Source organism: Rhizobium sp. P1_C7 (assembly GCF_056406295.1).
This window is the reverse complement of record NZ_JBFUAL010000001.1, coordinates 183,861-198,746: the sequence shown is the minus strand read 5'-3', so window position 1 is coordinate 198,746 and position 14,886 is coordinate 183,861. Positions and strand designations below refer to the sequence as shown.

Sequence of the window (14,886 nt, the reverse complement as noted above, 5' to 3'; positions counted from 1 at the left end):
GGCTCATCGCTTTCGAGGTCAAAAACGAGACTGAGGCGCGATCGGCGAAAGGCTTGCGGGAGGGAGCCGAAGTGCCGCGACAGCTTGTCGGCGGCGCGGGATGGGAAAAGCTCCTGGGCCATTTGCATCTACGGCGATGCAGACAACACTAAAGCTTCTTGGCATTCTCCAGAAGGCGGCGAATGTACTCGAGCGTCAACTCGCGCTCGAAGGTCTTGAAGCCCTCGAAAAGTGCCAGGTCGGCCTCGCGCGCCGCTTCGATCGCATCGTCTTGCATGCCCTTCGCTTTGCCGGTGAGAAAAACCAGCTGGGCGCGCTTGTCGGACGGGTGGGGACGACGATCGATGAGACCGTCACGTTCCATGCGCGCAAGCGTATTGGCCATCGTTGCCTGTTCGATGTCGACGCGCGCCAGCAACTGCTTCTGCGTCAGCCCGTCCTCGGCCCAGAGTTCGAGGAGAATCGGAAATTGTCCGGGTGAGAAACCAAGCCTCGCCGCGCGCTGCTGCAGTGAGCGAGCAAAGCCCTTGGCCAGTTGGCTGGCAAGATAGGCTCCCGAGTCCATTCGATCAGATCCCATTTTTCCGAGTTAGGCGCAAAACGCGGCCGCGAGCAACGCAACAAATCGCATGCGATGCATCAAAAAATGTTCATCGTCATTCATACAGCTAGAGATAGAGCAGAAAAGCAAAGCCGCCATAGCCTGGAGGTTGGCTATGGCGGCTTGAAAATGGGGACAAAGGCCCGGAGAGGGGATTAGGCCTTTGTCCAAGTCTAACGCGGCGGGGGACGAGCCGGCTATCAGACCCTCGACGCGATCAAAGATCAGCGTCGGTGGTTATCATTTGTGATCCCGAATGTGGCTTTTCAAGGGAGATTTAGTATTTGACTATTACATTTTAGTAACAGTTTGGTGAGGCGTAATCTTTTCACCTGGAACTTTATATTGGACCTTGCAATGGCGCCGCGCTATCCATGCGCCATGAAAAAAGGCGATCATCTTTTCCTTGTCGACGGCTCCGGTTTCATCTTTCGAGCCTTCCACGCACTTCCACCTCTGACGCGCAAATCCGACGGGTTGCCCGTCGGCGCCGTATCCGGCTTCTGCAACATGCTGTGGAAGCTGCTGACCGATGCCCGCGATACGTCGGTAGGGGTGACGCCGACGCATCTCGCTGTCATCTTCGACTACTCCTCGAAGACCTTCCGCAAGGATCTGTACGACGCCTACAAGGCCAATAGATCAGCGCCGCCGGAAGAGCTCATTCCGCAGTTCGGGTTGATCCGCCGGGCGACGCGCGCCTTCAATCTGCCGTGCATCGAGACCGAAGGCTTCGAGGCAGACGACATCATCGCCACCTATGCCCGCCAGGCCGAAGCACTCGGCGCTGATGTGACGATCGTGTCCTCCGACAAGGACCTGATGCAGCTGGTGAGTCCAAACGTCCACATGTACGACAGCATGAAGGACAAGCAGATCGGCATTCCCGACGTCATCGAAAAATGGGGCGTACCGCCGGAAAAGATGATCGACCTGCAGGCAATGACCGGCGACTCGGTGGACAACGTGCCGGGCATCCCCGGCATCGGTCCCAAGACCGCGGCACAGCTGCTTGCCGAATACGGCGACCTCGATACGCTGCTTGAACGCGCGACCGAGATCAAGCAGGAGAAACGCCGCCAGACGATTATCGAGAATGCCGACAAGGCGCGCCTTTCACGCGAACTCGTGCGCCTGCGCACCGACGTGCCGATCGAGCTCGCCGTCGAGAATCTCGTCCTCGAGCCGCAGAACGGCCCGAAGCTGATTGGCTTCCTGAAGGCGATGCAATTCACCTCTCTGACGCGTCGTGTTGCCGAAGCCTGCGAATGCGACGCGGGTGCCATCGACGCGGTCGATGTTCCGGTCGAATGGGGCGCAAACGCCCGCGGTCCCGATCTCGATGCGGCAGAGCCCGAGCCCGTGGCCGGCGGCATTCCCGATATCGAAGGAGCGTCCGTGCCGGTGCCTGCAAAGGCGAACGGCAAGAGCAACGGTGCCGAAGGAACCTTCCTGCCCGGCAACCTTGCCAAGGCGCGCGCCGAGGCGTTCGCCACCCTGCCCTTCGACCACTCGCGCTATGTGACCGTTCGCGATGTCGCAACCCTCGATGCATGGATCGCGGCCGCCCGCGACACCGGGATCGTCGCATTCGACACGGAGACCACCTCGCTCGACGCTATGCAGGCGGAACTTGTCGGCGTCTCGTTTGCCATTGCCGACAACGGCCAGAACCCGACCGGCACGAACATCCGCGCGGCCTACGTTCCGCTAGCCCACAAGACCGGCGTCGGCGACCTGCTGGGCGGCGGCATGGCCGAAAACCAGATCCCGATGCGCGACGCCCTGCCGCGACTGAAGGCGCTGCTGGAGGACGAGGCCGTCCTGAAGATCGCGCAGAATCTGAAATACGACTACCTTCTGATGAAGCGCTTCGGCGTCGAAACGAAGAACTTCGACGACACCATGCTGATCTCCTACGTACTCGACGCCGGCACGGGCACACACGGGATGGATCCGCTGTCGGAGAAATTCCTCGGCCACAAGCCGATCGCGTACAAGGATGTCGCCGGCAGCGGCAAGTCCAACATCACCTTCGATCTGGTCGATATCGACCGCGCGACGCATTATGCGGCCGAGGACGCGGAGATTACCCTGCGCCTTTGGATGGTGCTGAAGCCGCGGCTGGCCGCCGAGAAGCTGACCACGATCTACGAACGGCTGGAACGGCCGCTGTTGCCCGTTCTGGCGCACATGGAGGCGCGCGGCATCACGGTCGACCGCCAGATCCTCTCACGGCTTTCCGGAGAATTGGCGCAGGGTGCGGCAGCGCTGGAAGACGAGATCTACAAGCTGGCCGGCGAGCGCTTCACGATCGGCTCGCCGAAGCAGCTGGGCGACATCCTTTTCGGCAAGATGGGACTGACCGGCGGCAGCAAGACGAAGACCGGCCAGTGGTCCACCTCGGCAAGCGTGCTGGAAGACCTTGCCGCAGCCGGCTACGAGCTGCCGCGCAAGATCGTCGACTGGCGCCAGCTGACGAAGCTGAAATCGACCTATACCGACGCGCTGCCGGGCTACGTTCACCCGCAGACGAAGCGGGTGCACACCTCCTACTCGCTGGCATCGACCACGACCGGGCGTCTCTCGTCGTCCGAGCCGAACCTGCAGAACATCCCGGTGCGCACGGCAGAGGGCCGCAAGATCCGTACGGCTTTCATCTCCACGCCCGGCCACAAGCTGATCTCGGCCGACTATAGCCAGATCGAGCTGCGCGTGCTTGCCCATGTCGCGGAGATCCCGCAGCTGACGCAGGCATTCGCCGAGGGCATCGATATCCATGCGATGACGGCGTCCGAAATGTTCGGCGTTCCCGTCGAGGGCATGCCGTCGGATGTGCGCCGCCGCGCCAAGGCGATCAATTTCGGCATCATCTACGGCATTTCCGCCTTTGGCCTCGCCAACCAGCTGTCGATCGAGCGCTCAGAGGCGGGCGACTACATCAAGAGGTATTTCGAGCGCTTCCCCGGCATTCGCGACTACATGGACAGCCGCAAGCAGATGGCGCGCGACAAGGGGTATGTCGAGACCATCTTCGGACGGCGAATCAACTACCCGGAGATCCGCTCCTCCAACCCGTCGGTGCGCGCCTTCAACGAACGCGCCGCCATCAACGCACCGATCCAGGGCTCGGCGGCCGACGTCATCCGTCGGGCGATGATCAAGATGGAGCCAGCGCTTGCAGAAGCCGGTCTCGGCGACCGCGTTCGCATGCTGTTGCAGGTGCACGACGAATTGATCTTCGAGGTCGAGGACGGCGACGTCGATCAGGCTATGCCGATCATCGTTTCCGTCATGGAAAACGCCACGATGCCGTCGCTGGAAATGCGTGTGCCGCTGAAGGTGGACGCCCGTTCGGCGATGAACTGGGACGAAGCGCACTGAGCCCTTCGTCTAAAATTCACTAAAATTTTCCATATCATTCAAGCCATTGAACAGGCTAGCGTTTTGGCTTTCTCCTCATGCCGCGACGGCACGCATGGAAGGAACTTATTAACCTTCATTTCCTAAGCCGGAAGCGGGTATTAGTTGCTAATCATGAGTGAGTAGCTGTCGTATGCGCTTTCCTAGAACCAATCTGACGGATGCCGGGGATCTTTCCACCGAGGTCGACGGTGAACAGCTGCAGGACCATGCAGGCGAAAAGCCAATCCCACCGATCTGGCAGAACAATTTTTCGCTGGCGCCCAACGTTCGCTTCACGCGGACGCCAGAGAGCCAGATCAACCCACGCAAGGTGCAGAACGAACCGACTCAGCAGCGGGTGATGCAGCCCGAGCAGGTGGTGGAGTCGCAGGCGGTCAATGTGGCACCGCAGCAAGTGGCGACGTCACCGCAAGCCAATGCGTCACGGCAGGCATTGATGCAGCCGCGGACGCCCGTCGTCGTTAACGTACCATTCGACGTCTACCAGCCCGAGCCTGTTGCAGTGCAGCCGGCGGCCGTTGCCATTGCAGCGCCTGAAGAGGCCGCGGAAACACATTTCCGCGCCTCGTCGCAGCTGGCATCGATCTCGGATTTCGCCTTCTGGGAAGTGATGTCCTTCGAGGAAACAGAGGAAGCCGGGCCGATCCAGCGGCCGCAGGCCGTCCTGCCCAACGCCGAAGTGAGCCCGGAGTCGATCGTCAGCCGCTTCCGCATCATGGAATGGCGCCCGGGCAAGCAGCCGGTTGTCGCCCCACCTGTTGTGGCCTCTCTGCCCGTCACCGTTGCCGTAGCGGCAGCACCTGCAGCCATCGGGGTTTCTTCCGTCCGCAAACCGGGCCGGCAGACACTGTCCGCGGTGCAAGCACCCCGACCCGTTGCCGCAGAGCCGAAGGCCCAGCCGATCGCGCCGATGCCCGTTCGCGCCCAGCCTCCTATTGCCCCACTGGCGCCGTCCCCACGGATGACCACGCAGAGGATAGTGCCTTCCAAGGTCGATGCATCGGGCTACGAATTCCCTTCCAACTCTCTGCTGCAGGAGCCCCCGGAACGGATCGGCGAGATCATGTCGCAGGAGGCGCTGGAACAGAATGCCGGGCTTCTGGAAAGCGTGCTCGAGGATTTCGGCATCAAGGGCGAGATTATCCATGTCCGACCCGGCCCTGTCGTCACCCTCTATGAATTCGAACCTGCACCTGGCGTGAAGTCCTCGCGGGTCATCGGCCTTGCCGACGACATCGCTCGCTCGATGTCAGCGCTTTCGGCCCGCGTCGCGGTCGTTCCCGGCCGCAATGTCATCGGCATCGAATTGCCGAACGTCTTGCGCGAGACCGTCTATTTTCGCGAGATGATCGAGAGCCAGGATTTCGAGAAGAGCGGCTTCAAGCTGGCGCTCGGCCTCGGCAAGACGATCGGCGGCGAACCTGTCATCGCCGAACTCGCGAAGATGCCGCATCTGCTGGTCGCCGGCACTACCGGATCCGGCAAGTCGGTCGCCATCAACACAATGATCCTGTCTCTGCTCTACCGTATGTCGCCGGAACAGTGCCGCCTGATCATGGTCGATCCGAAAATGCTGGAACTCTCGGTCTACGACGGCATTCCGCACCTCTTGACCCCTGTCGTCACCGACCCGAAAAAGGCCGTGATGGCGCTGAAGTGGGCGGTGCGCGAGATGGAAGAGCGATATCGCAAGATGTCGCGCCTCGGCGTGCGCAACATCGACGGCTATAACGGCCGCGTGGCGCAGGCCCGCGAAAAGAGCGAGACCATCCACATCATGGTGCAGACCGGCTTCGACAGAAGCACCGGCGCACCGGTCGAAGAACAGCAAGAGCTCGATCTGACGCCGATGCCTTACATCGTCGTCATCGTCGATGAGATGGCCGACCTGATGATGGTCGCCGGCAAGGAGATCGAAGGCGCGATCCAGCGGCTGGCGCAGATGGCGCGCGCCGCCGGCATCCACCTGATCATGGCGACGCAGCGCCCTTCGGTCGATGTCATCACCGGCACGATCAAGGCAAACTTCCCCACCCGCATCTCCTTCCAGGTTACCTCAAAGATCGACAGCCGCACCATCCTTGGCGAGCAGGGCGCAGAGCAGCTGCTCGGCCAGGGCGACATGCTGCACATGCAGGGCGGCGGGCGTATCTCCCGCGTCCACGGCCCGTTCGTTTCGGACGCGGAAGTCGAGAAGGTGGTCGCGCATCTGAAGACGCAGGGGCGCCCGGAATATCTCGATACGGTCACGGCTGACGAAGAGGACGACACCGAGGAGGAGGACAGCGCAGTCTTCGACAAGGGCGACATGGCATCGGAAGACGGCAACGAGCTTTACGACAAGGCGGTCAAGGTGGTCCTGCGCGACAAAAAGTGCTCGACCTCCTACATCCAACGCCGGCTCGGCATCGGCTACAACCGCGCTGCCTCACTTGTCGAGCGGATGGAGAAGGAAGGCCTCGTCGGCCCGGCCAACCATGTCGGCAAGCGCGAGATCGTGTCCGGACGAAGCGACGGCGATTGACCTGGACGGCCCCGCCATCCGTGCGACGATATTCGTGGCAAGGCCTCGCCTTCAAGCAACGTCCGTCAGCTGGGCATTGCGCCCAACACGACCACCTGTCACTTCTCCTCCCGGGGAGAAGTGACAAATGACACATTGATTGCGCTCAGCGGCGCATTGAAGCGCGCCCCCGCATACGACCCCTGTCAAGGACTTTTCAAGGTCTGTCGTGTACGGCTCCCACCAGTGGCCCGTTTGTCTTGCCAGCCCAAGGCTCACAAGGCAAATCGACCAGCATTACCGTGCGTTCTGGCAGGCTCTTAGCGCCTTGAAGGCGGCATCAGTGCCAGTCAGCTTTACGACGACAGGAGTGCCTCCCTGGGGCGTGATTGTCACTGCCTTCTTTTTGGCGAGGCCGTAGATAAAGTCAGCGTTGTTGACCCACACGAACGCTCCCCGATAGCCGTCCATCACCTGGCCCTTGGCTTCACCTTTGAACTGCTCGCCGTCGACATCAAACAGAACCGGAAGTTTCTCGCCCGCGGCGACGTTGGCGTCAGCCTTTGTATAGAGCGCCATGTAGCCGCGCAGCTTGCCCGTTGCATCGATGCCCATCTGAATCTGTGTGCCATCTGCATTTGCTTTGGTGATCAGACATCCGGGACCCATGTCATCCTTGATCAGAATATCCCAGCCAGCCTCGGAACCATATTTCGCCTGGGCCATAGCTTCAGGCGCAACAAGCGCGGAACAAAGTAGTGCCACTCCGACTATAATCTCACTTCTCATAGCTATCTCCTTCCGATTTTCAGGGAAATACATGCTAAGCGCGGACGATATCTCAAGATGCACGGCCTTCTATCAGCAAACTGCTTCAACATGCGCCCGCTGGCAAGAGAGAAAACACGCAACTACGGCTTTATAGTGAAAGAAATGCAAGTCCCTCCTGGGAGGCTCTATCGAGCCACCACTCCCTTCTGCGTGGAGTTGACCGCTGCCTCACGAGACCGTCGGCCCCGACAACACCAAGGCGCCCGCGCCGGAGAAATCTCCGCGACGGTATGCACCGGCTGTGGCAGGGCGGTGATGTTGGTGGATTTGGAATGTCAGGTTGTACCGCCTGCCCGATCGCATCAAGAGCTTCCGGAGCTTCCCGGCTGACAGGAGCGTCTCTCGGCCTTTCCCTTCCGGCGTCGACCGGACGGCCTTCGATCCACCTTCGCGCAACCATCAGCGGACGCCGGACTTTCGTCCCGTTTTGTCAGTCGGTTCGCCATCCCCGTTCCCTGTCCAATGACGCCAGCAGAGACGCAAGGTCGGCTGCGGGGATGAATGGGGAAGGATCATTTAAACAACACGTTGAAAATATTGCTAAAATTTCTTCGCGCGCAATAAGATTGCGCACGAAACAGGATAGGCCGCCGGCGACAGGAAGCCCACTTACCTTAGCCGACTTCGGCCAGGAAACCCGTCAGCACCTCGAGCATGCGGCGCTCGCCCTCTTCCAAAGAATCGCTGTTGTCGAGGTCGACGACGTCGTAGTCGCCGCGGACGGTGAGCGGGCCGCGGGCGAGGCGTGCCATGATGTCCTCGTGGGTTTCGCGACCTCGGGCCTCGAGACGTGTCGCAAGCACCTCGGCACGCGCCGTGACGTTGACGACCTTGAGGCGCGGAAACACCGCCTGGAACCTGTGCAGCGCAGACCGGGAGCCGTTGGCGACGACCAGGTTGCCGTGGGCGAGCGAGACCGAAACCTCGGCCGGAATGCCGTATTTCAAACCATGCGCTTCCCACCAGACGGAGAAGCTTCCAGCCTGTTCCATGGATGCGAAGCCCTGGTTCGAGACGGCGAGATGATGCTCGCCGCCGGCATCGCCATCACGGGTGATGACGCGGCGGACGAAGTGTACGTCAGGCCGGCCATGGAAATGCCGGGCGGCAAGCGCCATCAGTGTGTCCTTGCCAGCGCCGCTCGGGCCGACAACGACGACCATGATGCCCCGTTCGGTGCCTGGAACGACATGAGGTTCGTGCGAAGGGATCATGCGACGCGGCGCCCTTCGCGCCAGACGGAGCGGGTAACCGGGACGCCGTGATCGCGGTAGACGCGAACCAGATCGGCGCGCAGGCCCGTCGCAATGCGTCCGCGGTCGTCGAGGCTGACGGTGCGGGCCGGCGTCGAGGTGACCATGGCGATTGCCTTCGGCAGCGAGATGCTCTCGACGTCGTCCGAGAGGATGAAAGGCGCATAGAGCAGGCTGAGCGGCACATAGTCGGACGACAGCACATCCAGCACGCCGCGCTCGGCAAGATCGCGGGCAGCGATGTTGCCGGAATGCGACTTGCCGCGCACGATGTTCGGCGCGCCCATCAGAACGCTCATGCCATGCTCGTGCGATGCCTTGGCGGCATCGAAGCTGGTCGGGAACTCCGCCAGGCGCACACCATTCTCGATCGCCTCGTCGACATGCGCCATCGTTGCGTCGTCGTGGCTTGCGACGGTGATGCCACGTTCGGCGCAGACCTTGGCGATGGCGGTCCGGTGCGGGGTGGAATTGCGTTCGGATTCGCCCAAACGCTTTTCGATGAAACGGGCGAAGACCTCGTCGGAGAGGCCGCGCTTCTTCTGGTAGTAGAAGATGTACTGGTCCATGGTCTGGAACTGGCGCTGGCCTGGCGCATGGTCCATCAGCGAGACGAGACGGACATAGGGATCGTTTTCGAAATCGGCGAAATGCTCCAGAACGTTGTCGGCGGAGACTTCGCAGCGCAGGTGGATCAGGTGCTCGGCGCGCAGGCGGCCTTCCTGCTCGGCCTTCTGGATCGCATCGGCCATCTCGCGCATCTCTCCATGCTCGAAGCCTCCGTCCTCGTCGGCGCCCATACGCAGGCAGTCGAAGACGGTGGTAATTCCGGAGGTGACGATCTGCGCGTCGTGGGCTTGGATCGCCGCCGTCTTGTGCCAGCGAAGGCCAGGGCGCGGCGAATAGTGGCCTTCCAGGTGGTCGGTGTGCAGCTCAACCAGACCCGGGATCAGGTAATCGCCTTCTAAATCCTCGCCGACCGCGGTGTTGCCGGTCGAGATGTCGGCGATCTTGCCGTCGCGGACGAGCACCGATCCTTCCACAATTTCATCCTCGAGAACGATGCGGGCGTTGGAGAAGACTGTTTCTTTGGTCATCGGATCAGGTCTTTCAGCTTTTGGCGTCGGCAAGCGGCCACCAGGAATGAACTTTGAAGGGCGCGCCGCGCGCCTCTTCCACAAATACCGCCAGGCCGGAGATCGACAGCGGTCGGTTGGTGAATGCGTAAAAACGCTCCTCCAGAATGGTCTTCATCACGCCCGCGCGCTCCTCCGGCACCTGGCCGGTCAGCGTCATGTGGAAGCCGAAGTCATCCATCACATAAGGGTAGCCCCAACGCAACAAATTGGCTCTTTGGCTTTCGCTCAGCTTCTCCGGGTTCCGGCGCGCGATGTCGGCATCGGACAGGGTGGCGCGGAACGGTTCGAAGGACTTTACCACCTTGGCTGCGAAATCCTGAAGCGGCGGATGCAGCGAACCGGGCACGAGCGCGAAGAACCGGCCCAGCTGCCCCAAGACGAGCTGCGGAATTTCGAAGACCGGCGTGCGGGCGGCGAAATCCTCGACGACATCAACCAGGTCTTTCTCGGCAACTGAGGCGGCGAGGGCGAAAGGCGCCTTGATCGTCGCATGGAAGGCATAGCGACGCGGATCGGCGGTCAGTTCGAACTGCTCGGCGGCCGGCAGTTCGCGATGGTCGGGAGCCGGATAAGTTTCTCCGGTGAAGGCGTCGCGACCGAGCCAGGCCGCGGCCGTTCCATTCAAAGGATCGTCCTTCGGCGGCGTGAAATAGAGTGCGTAGCGCAAGGCCAATATCCTGGAAATCGTTTGGAATGCGGAAGGCAGTCTTCAGTGATTTGACCGCCCACCGCAAGCTGGCTTCCGGCTAAAAGATTTCCGTGACAGAATGATGATGGTTGGGGGCGATGCCGAGCTTTTTCAGCGCTCCTTCGTTCCCATCAGCCGGTGACGCAGGGCATTCGACGCCATGTCGAACAGGAAGACAACCATCAGGATCAACAGGACCATATAGGCGACGTTTTCCCAGTTGGCGTTTGTCCGCATTGCTTCCCAGAGCTTGAGGCCAATGCCGCCGGCGCCGACCGCGCCGATGATGGTCGCGCCGCGGACGTTCGATTCCCACTGATAGAGCGTCTGGCTGACGAAGACGGGAACAATCTGCGGGATAATGCCGTAGCGATGGTTGAGCACCGTCGAGGCGCCGGTCGACTTGACGCCCTCGCGCGGCTTGTTGTCGACGTTCTCCAGTCCCTCTGAGTAAAGCTTGCCGAGCGTTCCCGTCTCCGTGAGGAAGATCGCGCCGCTGCCGGCGAGCGGGCCGGGACCGAAGGCGCGTGTCAGGAACAGCGCCCAGATCAGCATATCGACCGAGCGCAGGAAATCGAATAGCCGTTTCAGGACCTGATTGACCAGCCGGTTCCGCGTGACGTTGCGGGCGGCAAAGAATGCCAGCGGGAAAGCCACGAGCGCGCCGAGCAACGTGCCGAGGAAGGCCATGACGATCGTCTGGAACAGCTTGGTCCAGACGTCGCCGTGCTGCCAGGCGCTGTTGTTCCAGACGTTGTCGAAGGCAAGCGACAGGTTGGACTGGCCGGGTTTCAGTTCCGGGCCGGAGACGATCAGACTGATCACTTCGCCCACCGGCTTGTCGAAGAAAGGCGACTGGGTGTCGAAGACGAAATTCGCCCAGCCGAGGAAGCGCTTTCGCACCTTGACGCGATCGAAGGAGATGCTGACGTCGCCGGCAAAGCCCAGGTCGGCCAGGACGTTGTCGTCGTAGACGGTCATCCAGCTCGGCACCGGGCCGATGACCTTCGGTGCACCGCTCGACACCTCTACCGGCACACTGATGCCGTGGGCGGTGACCGTTGTTTCCGTCTTGGAAACGGTGACGGTGCGGCCTGCACCTCTGATCGAAACGCTGACGCTGCCATCCGCATTGTTGACGACCCAATCCGGGTGCGGATTGTCGCCGAGCGGCGAGAAGCGCGGATACTTGACCGTGATGCCGTTGTCGTCGATGCGGAATTCCGGCTGCACATCGTAGCTTACCCACTGGCCGAGATAGAGGCCGACGCGTTCCCAATGGGCTTCGGCAAGGAGCTTCGGCAGGTCGAAGAACCATGTCGCGTAAAGCGCATAGACAAGCGTCGCGATCACCGCCATCAGGCCGCCGAAGCGCTGGCGGAAGGAACGTTTGAAATATTCGGGATAGCGCGCTTCGATCTCGTGCATCCGGTTGGCGTCGATCACCGTCATGGCGAACCTCAATGCTGCAAAAGGAAGGCGTGCTCGCCGACGAGGCGGCGGCGCAGCCATGCGGAAAACTGGTCGACGGCAACGATGGTGATGAAGAGCAGGAGCACCAGCGCCACCGTCTTGGCGCCGAAGCCGCGCGAGATGGAGAGTTTCAGCTCCTCGCCAATACCGCCGCCGCCAACCGCACCGATGATGGTGGAGGCACGGACGTTGATCTCGAGACGCAGCAGCGCATAGGACACGAGGTTCGGCATGACCTGCGGCATGGCCGCGAAACGCACACGCTCCGACCAGCTGGCGCCGACCGCCTTCATGCCCTCGTCGGGCTTCATGTCGATGTTCTCGACAACCTCGTAGAACAGTTTGCCGAGTGCGCCGATGGTGTGAAGGCTGACGGCGATGATGGCGGCGACCGGGCCGATCGACAGGATCGCCGAAAACAGGCCGGCAATGACGATCTCGGGGAAGGCGCGCAGGAATTCGGTGACGCGCTTGGCGACAATGCGCAACGGATTGGACGGTGCAAGGTTGCGGGCGACGAGGAAACTCAGCGGTACGGCGAAGATGAAGCCGACGATGGTCGAGACGAGCGCGACATTGATCGTGATTATCATCAGCTCGAAATATTCAGGAATATAGAAGCCGCCCCAGACGGGTACCCGTCCCTGCGCAAAATTGAATTCTTCGCCGGTCCGGTGCGTCGGGGTGTCGATGTCGAACAAGGCGCGCCAGACGTCGTTCCAATCCTTGGGAATGAGCCAGCTCAAGAAGTCGAAGAGATGCGGCAGGCGGTCGAAGAAGTGGCCGGCATTGCTTTCGTCGGCAAAGCGGACCGACGCGACGAAGGCGGCAAACAGGATCACGAGACCAAGGCTGGTATAGAGACGGCGGCGGGCCACCATCCGGCTCCAGGCATTGCCAATTTCACGGGCGCTCTGCTGCGTGGCCGGCGCGTGGGCGTTGGGATCGGCAAAAGTCATGAACGGTGTCCGCATTGTTCGCAGGAAAAAGGGCGGCCGTTGTCGGCCGCCCTCCAGCTATCGGGATTGATCAGCCGCCGATCGCAGCCTTGCGAGCGTCGATGATGGCGTTGTAAAAGTCCGGCTTGACAATGGTGTAGCCGTGGTAGTCACCTCCCTCGATGGCCGCGAAGCATTTGGCGTCCTTCTCCGGAAGCTTCATGAAGAAGTCCGAGAGCTTTGCCTGCCAGTCGGCACCGATTTCGTTGCGAACGACGAGCGGGCCGTTCGGGATTAGCGGCGAGCGCCAGACTTCGACAAGCTTGTTCGGATCGATCGTGCCCTTGTCGACGCCCTTGCGGAATGTGCCGGAGGTGTAGCCGTCCTTGAAATCGCCGATGCCCGAACTATCGTCGACAGCAATATCGACCTTGCCGTCATAGGCGGCGAGGAGGTTGTTCTCGTGGCCGCCGTTGAACTGCGTGGCCGCGAAATACTGATCGTTCGGCATGCCCGTGTCCTTCGGAATCTGCGTCAGCGGAATGAGGTAGCCCGAGGTGGAATCCGGGTCGGCGTAGCCGAGCTTCTTGCCCTTGGCGTCCTTAATATTCTTGATCCCGGACGACTTGAGAGCCAGACCGATCGAGTAGTAGCCGGTCGAGCCGTCCTTCTGGACCGTCGTCAGGATCGGCGTTACAGCCTTCTCGTTCTTGATCGCGATCGCTGCGTAGCCGGAAGCGCCGAGTTCTGCAAAGTCGAGCGTGCCGCCGAGGAGACCCTGGATAACGCCGTCATAATCGGCGGCCGGGAAGAGCGAAACCTTCTCGAAGCCGAACTCCTGCTTCAGGTGATCGGCGAGGCAGGCGTAATTGCGCAGGCGGTCGTTTTCGTTTTCGCCACCGAGGATGCCGATGCGGAATTCCTTGAGGTCTGCAGCATGCGATGCGCCCGCCAGCGCAAACAGCGCCGTCGCGGCAAAAAGTGCTTTCTTCAACATGGTTCTCTCCTGATTGACCGGTGTCCCCGGCGATCTCTGTTTTACGAAGAACTGTGCCCATAACGCGGGCTTGCGATCGAGGCCGCCCCTCCTCAGAGGCCGGCCAGCGCCAGCGGTTGCAGGCCGGCGGATTTTTGCACGGCGGCGGCCGCGGGAATGTTGATCGTGGTCGAGGTCATTGTCTCGTCGATACCGGCGCCGTCCTTGTCGGTGCCGTAGATCTGCTTGACTGCATCCGCCGTCAGTTCGGACGGTTTGCCGTCGAACACCACGCGGCCGGCAGCCATGCCGACGATGCGTTCGCAATAGTTGCGAGCCGTGTCGAGCGTATGCAGGTTGGTGATGACGGTGATGCCTTCGCGTTCGTTGATGTCGCGCAGGGCGTCCATGACGATTTTGGCATTCAGCGGATCGAGCGAGGCGATCGGCTCATCGGCGAGCAGCATCTTCGGGTTCTGCATCAAGGCGCGGGCGATCGCCACGCGCTGCTGTTGGCCGCCGGAGAGGGTCCCGGCCATCTGCAGCGCGGTCTGCTCGATGCCCAGGCGCTCCAGCGCCGCGATGGCATGAATGCGCTCTTCGCGAGTGAAGATGCCAAGAAGGCTCATCGTGGTGGAGCGATGGTTCAGACGACCGAGCATGACGTTTGTCAGGACGTCCAGACGCGGCACGAGGTTGAACTGCTGGAAGATCATGGCGCAATCGCGCTGCCAGTTGCGCAACGCCTGGCCGCGCAGCCCGGATACTTCGAAACCGGCGAAATGGATCGAGCCGGAACTCGGCTCCTGCAGGCGGTTGATCATGCGCAGAAGCGTCGACTTGCCGGCGCCGGAGCGACCGATGATGCCGACCATCTGGCCCTGAGGAATGTCGAGCGTCACAGCATCAACAGCTGTCTTCTTTCCGAAACGGCGGGTGACATTCTTCAGTTCGAACATCATGCTCTTCCTCATATTCCAAACGCGATATGAGGGAGTGCATTAGTCCGGCTTTGTGAATGGCGAATGTCAGTTTTGTGTAACGACTGTCACAATGGG

The 14,886-nt window shown here is 61.3% G+C and carries 11 protein-coding genes; 2 read left to right on the top strand and 9 right to left on the bottom strand.

Features of this window, described 5'->3' with window-relative positions; all coding sequences use genetic code 11:
* Positions 1 to 148 precede the first annotated feature (148 nt).
* Positions 149 to 565, bottom strand: a complete 417-nt coding sequence (locus tag AC1D2R_RS00980) for a MarR family winged helix-turn-helix transcriptional regulator (RefSeq protein ID WP_477963881.1) — start codon at positions 563 to 565, stop codon at positions 149 to 151.
* A 417-nt stretch (positions 566 to 982) separates the two neighbouring features.
* On the opposite strand from AC1D2R_RS00980, the gene polA reads away from it, so the two are divergent.
* Positions 983 to 3,985 carry a DNA polymerase I gene (polA, locus tag AC1D2R_RS00975; protein ID WP_477963879.1) on the top strand — a complete coding sequence of 1,001 codons (3,003 nt, stop codon included), beginning with the start codon at positions 983 to 985 and terminating at the stop codon, positions 3,983 to 3,985.
* Positions 3,986 to 4,157: 172 nt separating this feature from the next.
* Positions 4,158 to 6,551 carry a DNA translocase FtsK gene (locus tag AC1D2R_RS00970; protein ID WP_477963877.1) on the top strand — a complete coding sequence of 798 codons (2,394 nt, stop codon included), beginning with the start codon at positions 4,158 to 4,160 and terminating at the stop codon, positions 6,549 to 6,551.
* 276 nt (positions 6,552 to 6,827) lie between these two features.
* Here the strand turns inward: AC1D2R_RS00970 and AC1D2R_RS00965 are convergent, their stop codons facing one another.
* The 8 genes from AC1D2R_RS00965 to phnC form a co-directional block, all read right to left on the bottom strand.
* Positions 6,828 to 7,319 carry a hypothetical protein gene (locus AC1D2R_RS00965; protein WP_477963875.1) on the bottom strand — a complete coding sequence of 164 codons (492 nt, stop codon included), beginning with the start codon at positions 7,317 to 7,319 and terminating at the stop codon, positions 6,828 to 6,830.
* Between the two features lie 656 nt (positions 7,320 to 7,975).
* Positions 7,976 to 8,575, bottom strand: a complete 600-nt coding sequence (gene phnN, locus AC1D2R_RS00960) for a phosphonate metabolism protein/1,5-bisphosphokinase (PRPP-forming) PhnN (protein ID WP_477963873.1) — start codon at positions 8,573 to 8,575, stop codon at positions 7,976 to 7,978.
* Entirely contained in the window at positions 8,572 to 9,711 is a 1,140-nt protein-coding gene (locus AC1D2R_RS00955) for an alpha-D-ribose 1-methylphosphonate 5-triphosphate diphosphatase (RefSeq protein ID WP_477963871.1), read from the bottom strand. The genes phnN and AC1D2R_RS00955 overlap by 4 nt, the downstream gene beginning before the upstream one ends.
* Before the next feature lie 13 nt (positions 9,712 to 9,724).
* On the bottom strand, positions 9,725 to 10,420 hold the full coding sequence (locus AC1D2R_RS00950; protein WP_477963869.1) for a DUF1045 domain-containing protein: 696 nt from the start codon (positions 10,418 to 10,420) through the stop codon (positions 9,725 to 9,727).
* Positions 10,421 to 10,552: 132 nt separating this feature from the next.
* Positions 10,553 to 11,893: a phosphonate ABC transporter, permease protein PhnE gene (gene phnE / locus AC1D2R_RS00945; RefSeq protein ID WP_477963867.1), complete on the bottom strand. Its 1,341-nt coding sequence runs from the start codon at positions 11,891 to 11,893 to the stop codon at positions 10,553 to 10,555.
* An 8-nt stretch (positions 11,894 to 11,901) separates the two neighbouring features.
* Positions 11,902 to 12,873, bottom strand: a complete 972-nt coding sequence (gene phnE, locus AC1D2R_RS00940) for a phosphonate ABC transporter, permease protein PhnE (RefSeq protein ID WP_477963865.1) — start codon at positions 12,871 to 12,873, stop codon at positions 11,902 to 11,904.
* Positions 12,874 to 12,943: 70 nt separating this feature from the next.
* Positions 12,944 to 13,849, bottom strand: a complete 906-nt coding sequence (gene phnD / locus AC1D2R_RS00935; protein ID WP_477963863.1) for a phosphonate ABC transporter substrate-binding protein — start codon at positions 13,847 to 13,849, stop codon at positions 12,944 to 12,946.
* A 92-nt stretch (positions 13,850 to 13,941) separates the two neighbouring features.
* Positions 13,942 to 14,787: a phosphonate ABC transporter ATP-binding protein gene (gene phnC / locus AC1D2R_RS00930; protein ID WP_477963861.1), complete on the bottom strand. Its 846-nt coding sequence runs from the start codon at positions 14,785 to 14,787 to the stop codon at positions 13,942 to 13,944.
* Positions 14,788 to 14,886 lie beyond the last annotated feature (99 nt).